8 protein-coding genes and 1 pseudogene are annotated in these 5,755 nt (G+C 45.8%); 1 reads left to right on the top strand and 8 read right to left on the bottom strand.

Features of this window, described 5'->3' with window-relative positions:
* From BM235_RS31455 to BM235_RS31485, 8 genes and pseudogenes are all read right to left on the bottom strand, one after another.
* On the bottom strand, window positions 1-323 hold a 323-nt coding region (locus BM235_RS31455; RefSeq protein WP_255374297.1), incomplete at its 3' end, for a TetR/AcrR family transcriptional regulator.
* Between the two features lie 612 nt (window positions 324-935).
* Window positions 936-1,046, bottom strand: a pseudogene (locus tag BM235_RS32820) (alcohol dehydrogenase); the annotation flags it as partial.
* Window positions 1,047-1,094: 48 nt separating this feature from the next.
* A complete protein-coding gene (locus BM235_RS31460; RefSeq protein ID WP_090118222.1) occupies window positions 1,095-1,850 on the bottom strand; it encodes a carboxymuconolactone decarboxylase family protein in 756 nt (251 codons plus the stop codon).
* 115 nt (window positions 1,851-1,965) lie between these two features.
* Entirely contained in the window at window positions 1,966-2,280 is a 315-nt protein-coding gene (locus BM235_RS32410; RefSeq protein WP_199408969.1) for an aldo/keto reductase, read from the bottom strand.
* Window positions 2,281-2,499: 219 nt separating this feature from the next.
* Window positions 2,500-3,048, bottom strand: a complete 549-nt coding sequence (locus BM235_RS31470; protein WP_090118223.1) for an NAD(P)H-dependent oxidoreductase — start codon at window positions 3,046-3,048, stop codon at window positions 2,500-2,502.
* 41 nt (window positions 3,049-3,089) lie between these two features.
* Complete coding sequence (gene dmpI / locus BM235_RS31475; protein WP_090118224.1) at window positions 3,090-3,275, bottom strand: 4-oxalocrotonate tautomerase DmpI; 186 nt, start codon at window positions 3,273-3,275, stop codon at window positions 3,090-3,092.
* A gap of 21 nt (window positions 3,276-3,296) precedes the next feature.
* Window positions 3,297-4,271 (bottom strand): aldo/keto reductase, encoded by a 975-nt coding sequence (locus BM235_RS31480; RefSeq protein WP_090118225.1) that lies wholly within the window; start codon window positions 4,269-4,271, stop codon window positions 3,297-3,299.
* A 57-nt stretch (window positions 4,272-4,328) separates the two neighbouring features.
* On the bottom strand, window positions 4,329-4,712 hold the full coding sequence (locus tag BM235_RS31485; protein WP_090118226.1) for a DUF2255 family protein: 384 nt from the start codon (window positions 4,710-4,712) through the stop codon (window positions 4,329-4,331).
* A 207-nt stretch (window positions 4,713-4,919) separates the two neighbouring features.
* On the opposite strand from BM235_RS31485, the gene BM235_RS31490 reads away from it, so the two are divergent.
* The gene (locus tag BM235_RS31490) at window positions 4,920-5,456 is read left to right on the top strand and encodes a TetR/AcrR family transcriptional regulator (protein ID WP_255374692.1); all 537 of its coding nucleotides are present in this window, start codon (window positions 4,920-4,922) and stop codon (window positions 5,454-5,456) included.
* Window positions 5,457-5,755: the final 299 nt, after the last annotated feature.

Genomic DNA, 5,755 nt, shown 5'->3' on the forward strand with positions numbered 1-5,755 from the left:
TAACGAATCAAGGATTTGAACATAAGCGCAGTATCGTCATCTTCATAAAACTTGTTCATAAATGGCGATGTCGTGAATTGTTCCAAGAAGAGAAACCAGTCTTTATTTTGAATCATGAACGCTAATGAATTTTTCATAAACGTATAACAGAGCTCTTTGGCATCCAGCCCTTCATGAATATTCAAGACCATGCTTCTACTCAGCTTTTCCTTCACATTAAGATACAGCTTTAGTAATAAATCCTCCTTGTTCTGATAATAAACATAAATGGTCGCTGAAGAAATCCCAGCTCGCTTTGCTATTTTTGACATCGAAATATCCACGAATCCAACTTCGTTAATGAGTTGGATCGTAGAATCAAATATGGCTTGATTTTTATTCTCGTCCTTATGTCTCATGACTGTATATTAAACGATCATTCGATTAAAGTCAAACTGGTTTTTGATTAAGGGGGTACAAGGTTCCCGTTCAGCTACCGGCTCCTCCTAGAATCTCTTCTTCGTACTAACTTGAGGATGAAATCCTGCGAATTCATGAGTCTGAGTGAGGAAACTGAATCATTTCGAGGGAGCATAATGTCGGCAATCGCCGCGGTAATCAATGTAAATTCTTGTCCTCAATCGGGAATGAATGCAAGTTCTTGTCCAGTGCTTTGGACAAGAACTTGCATTCATAAAATAAAAAAACACACGGGGCGCGCTTCTAAAGGATGTATGTTCTTGTCCTCCGACATTAACCTCTTTGAGTTCGTTCATATTATATACAGTGTCAACACTTAATCCTCAGTTTTAACCAAGCAAAAAATAACTTCACGATGAAAGGTACATATCTACCGTGAACGGTCCTCCTTGTTTTAGAAAACAAAATGGCGGCCGGCTTCAACGAAAGAGGCACACCGTGTAGGCGTGCCCCTCCTGTTGTCCAGGGAGGAATCGTTATTCATTCTCCATCGTGCTAGTGTCGTTTATAAAACGATAACGGACATCCGACGCTAGCACGCGCTCCCACGCTTGATTAATTTGATTGGCGGAAATAACCTCGATCTCAGTCGACTTTAGAAGCGGCAACCTTACAGCTGCCGTTTCCAGGTTTGGTTATGATTCCGGAATCACTTCATTGATTTTAGCTATGGCGTTCAGCGTTCTAGGAAAGCCCATATAGGGCAGACAGTGAGTAATGGCAGCAATCAATGTTTCCTTGTCGTTGCCCACATTTTTGTTGCCCTGCACATGGGCCTTTACTTGCCCTTCCGCGCCACCGAGCGCACTTATGATGCACAGTGTCAGCAATTCCCTTGTTTGTAGATCAAGGCCGTTGCGGGTATAGAAGTCACCAAAACAGAAACCAGAAAGATAGTCCTGAATGTGTTTTTGGTTATCTGGAGCACTTTCGCGCATTTTGGCGATAACGTCGCCAAAAATCTCGGTCTGAACGGCAAGTCCCTTTTCAAGACGAGTATCATCCGTAACTTGCGTCTGGCTTTCCAGCGGTAATTCGATATTTCTTGCTTTGAAAACCTCATTGACCTCGTTGACCGCGTTTAGCGTTTTGGGGAATCCAAGGTATGGCGCGCACTGGTAAATAGCTTCTTTGATTTCCACTGGTGTAAGTCCAACGTTCAGCGCGGCGTTGGCATGTGCCTTGAGCTGAGGGAGGGTTTGGTTAGCAGCAAGCACTACCAGGGTGATCAACTCGCGCTGTTTATCGTCCAGCTTGCCTTGATCGAAAACTTCCCCAAATATGAAGCGGCTCAGGATTTCCTGAAAGTCAGGATCGGTAGCATAGGCTGCGGGTACTCCGTCGCCAAATAGACGTTTATACGTTTCTTTGCTCTTTTCAATTCGATTCATAACAAACCTCCCCAAGTTAACTATCGTTGCTACAATCAAGAACTGCCGTTAATGCATCGGTTTTTCCCACGAACCCCTGATCTCGACCCCGGTCTCTTTGGCGGCTGCTTCCAGATCACTTATCTCTTGCGCTATTAAACTCAGTTCGGAAGCTTTTACAGCATCCTCTGTGATTGGAGACACCTACGTATTTTACTTTTCCGCTTTTCATCAAAGGGATCAATTTTGGCGTCCATCTTTGCACCTCAGCCGGGTTGTGTATCCAATAAATATCTGCATGGTCCACGCCAAGCCGCTTTAAGCTTCCATCCAGTAGTTCCTCGACAGCGTTCTCGCTGTCCCCGGCGATTTGCGGAGTGAATTTCGTGGAGAGGAGCACATCTTTACGGCCTTTGGTAAAGCTGCCCAGAATCGTTTCCGAGGCGTCCATGCCATATACTGCTGCAGTATCCAATAAAATTGAATCCAGCTTCCATCGCTGCGTCGAATACCGGCTTCAAATCGAATGCCGTCAAGTAGTTCCCGAAAACGGCATCCCCGCCAGCTCCTCCTCCTGTACCCCACGACCACGTGCCCAGAGCAATCGAAGGAATGGTTTCATTTTGTAATCGAACGGTTTTCATGTTTCATCCCGCTCGAAAAAGATTTCTTACCGTGCGGCAAGCAGGGCAAGTTCAGGATTCAATGCATACGCCACGAAATCTTTGGCACTTTGCTCAAGCTCCTCGTCAGACAGGTGCTGCATAACTCCATAAACGATAAACGGCTCCAAATAGCGGGTTCCAATTAAATTGCTGGTTGCCTGAAGCGGTCGCAGCAGTTCTGGAACGGTGTATCTAAAGTTACCGTCTGGATGGTAGTTTTCTAGTGCTGCACCGGTAGAAACCGCGATTAGCAGTTCTTTACCGTGTAACTTGTCTCCCTTGCTTCCATAAGCCCATCCATACGTAAGAACGGCATCCTCCCATTTTTTCAACAATGAAGGTGTACTATACCAATAGAACGGGAATTGTAAAACGATGCGATCGTGTTGCTCCAAAAGTCTCTGCTCTGCCGCGACATTGATCTTTTCATCGGGGTAAGCCTCATAAACACGATGTACAGTAGCTCCCTCTTGCTTCTCCATTTCTTCCGTAAAGCGTCGATTCACACGAGAAGCAGCTAAGTCGGGGTGAAATACGAGAACGAGTGTTTTCATTGTGACTTCTCCTTGTTGTAATTAAATTTGAGTAAAGTGATTTATCCTCTGTCAGCTATTAGCTGACCTGCAACGCCAATATTTTCTGTTTCATTTTCCTTAATGAACACATAAAGGGCTTGTTCCGATACATTCATGATTTTAGAAGCTGACGCGGTCAGTTCTTTTGCTAAACTTCTTTTTTGTTCCATCGTCAATTTAGCTGCTTCAATGGTAATCACAGGCATAACGGATGCTCCTTTCTTGCCTTAAAAATGCCCAACGACTCGGTGCGGCACATACGGTTCTTCCAAAAATGCAATTTCATCAGGAATCAATTTAAGGGAAAGTGCAGTTTCCGCGTCCTCGAGTTGGGTGATCTTCGTCGCGCCAACAATGGGGGCGGTCACTGGTTCTTTATGCAGCAGCCACGCAAGTGCGATGTGAACGCGGCGGACGGCATGTTTCTCCGCAAGATTCGCAACCCGGTCGACCACCGCTTGATCCAAGTCTGCTGCGGCATCGTATTTCTGTTTGGCGACCTCATCGGTTTCGGCACGAGGCGTGGCTGCCTCCCGCGCCAACCTTCCTCCTGCGAGCGGGCTGTAAGGAATGACGCCGATCTTTTCTTCCTTGCAAAGCGGCAGCATCTCCCGTTCCTCTTCTCGGTAAATGAGGTTCAGATGATTCTGCATCGATACGAATCGGGTCCACCCATTTTTCTCGGCTACGTGCAATGCCTTCTGGAACTGCCATGCCCACATGGCCGAAGCGCCGATGTATCGCGCCTTGCCAGCCTTAACTACGTCGTGCAGCGCCTCCATCGTCTCTTCGATGGGCGTGTTGTAATCCCAACGATGAATTTGGTACAAATCGACGTAGTCCGTTTTCAACCTCTTCAGGCTCTTGTCGATTTCGCTCATGATCGCTTTGCGGGAAAGTCCGGCACCATTGGGTCCTTGATGCATGCGTCCATGGATCTTCGTCGCGATGACGATCTCATCCCGGTCGGCAAGCTCCTTCAGCACTTTTCCCACAATTTCCTCGCTTGTGCCCTCGGCATATACGTTTGCGGTATCGAAAAAATTGATTCCGATATCCAGCGCTTTTTGAATGATCGGGCGAGCGCTCTTCTCATCGAGCACCCAACGATGATGACCTTTGGATGGATCGCCGAAACCCATACAACCCAGACAAATCCGGGATACATCCAAGCCAGTATTCCCAAGTTTCGTATACTCCATTTTTTGTTCCTCCCTTTGCCTCATTAAGGATCAAACGAGCGGTTGAATTGTTGTATATTAGGTTCTGGTCTCTCGTGGTAAAACATTGACGGTCGCAGAACGGGCTCTCGTGCTGATCATTGAATCAAGATAGGGACTCCCCTTATATTTCGCACGGTACGCATCGTCGATGACGTCATTCGTCTGTCCTTCGATCGGTTCAAAAGAGACTTCCTTCGTCATGCCGGCGATCGTAATTCGTCCTGCCTTCTGTCGAATTGCTGCTTGGTACCAACGGGAGTTCTGCCCGTAATAGGCTCGTACATAGAGGGAACCTTCAACTACAACAGACCAGATCCATGTCGGGGTGCCGTAGGTTACGCCATCTTCGCGGAACGGTGAGATGTGAAGGTTATCAGCATCCTTAATTTTGAGCAGATCTTCGTTCGACCATGTGCCCATGAATTGTATCCTCCTTATAAGTTGTGCCGAGCTCGAACATAATATTTCTGGACAATTCCAACCGAAATGGACATTGATCTTTTAATAAACTCACGTTTATAATTTTAAACGGAAGCCTAATGCTTGCAATAATCAGTTCTCCGCAATGTGTGCGTTACTCAACAACCTGACCAAAATTGCCGATTATCTCTGAAGGAGCTATTAGAAGTGGACCGAAGGGTACTCAAATCTCAAGAAGCAATCAAGAGAGCCATTATTGAACTGATGACCGAAAAAAGCTTCGATGATATAACCATTCGGGATATTTCCGACAGGGCCAATGTGAATCGAGGAACTATCTATCTCCATTACATGGATAAATATGATTTGCTTGATAAGCTTATTGAAGAACATATCGGCAATCTCCGTGAGCTTTGCCATTCTGCATCCGAGATGACCTTCCAAGAAGGAAACTATGTCTGGTTCGAATACTTTGCTGCGAACCATTTGTTCTTTACTACCATGCTAAATACGAAAAGCGCAGCTTATTTTCGCAGTCGATTCCTTGATTTAGTTGTCCAAGAGTATAAAGTTGAAGTAGATGTAACCGACGGACAGAATGAAGGATTAAGTGAAGATATTATTCTTCAATTTTTTGGAGCTGCGGTCGTGGGTGCAGTGGAATGGTGGTTCCGGAATGGAATGCTCTTATCGCCTCGTGTGATGGCAGAGCAAACAGGGATCTTGTTAGATCGCAATTTTTAATCCTCACTCCAACATTTTCATCTTGTGTCCAGTGAAAATAAAGTTCTAGACTGAAAAACATGATCTGACGTGGTTTTGTGAGGATTGAATATCGTCAGAGTCAGAAAAATAAGTATTAGACCGACAATAAAAATGAAGCAGCGGCAGACCAAGACTTGAAAAATAAAGTCTTAGACTGCCGCTGTCCTTGTTCAACTAACGTTCTCCGTTAGGATTCCTGTAGAGCGTTAATTTTGCGCTTTGCATAAAAACGAGCGCCCCCGGTAAGATGGGTTAGTCACGGGTCATAGCCCTTTAGC

The sequence above is a fragment of the Cohnella sp. OV330 genome (genome assembly GCF_900112065.1).
Taxonomy (GTDB): Bacteria; Bacillota; Bacilli; order Paenibacillales; family Paenibacillaceae; genus Cohnella.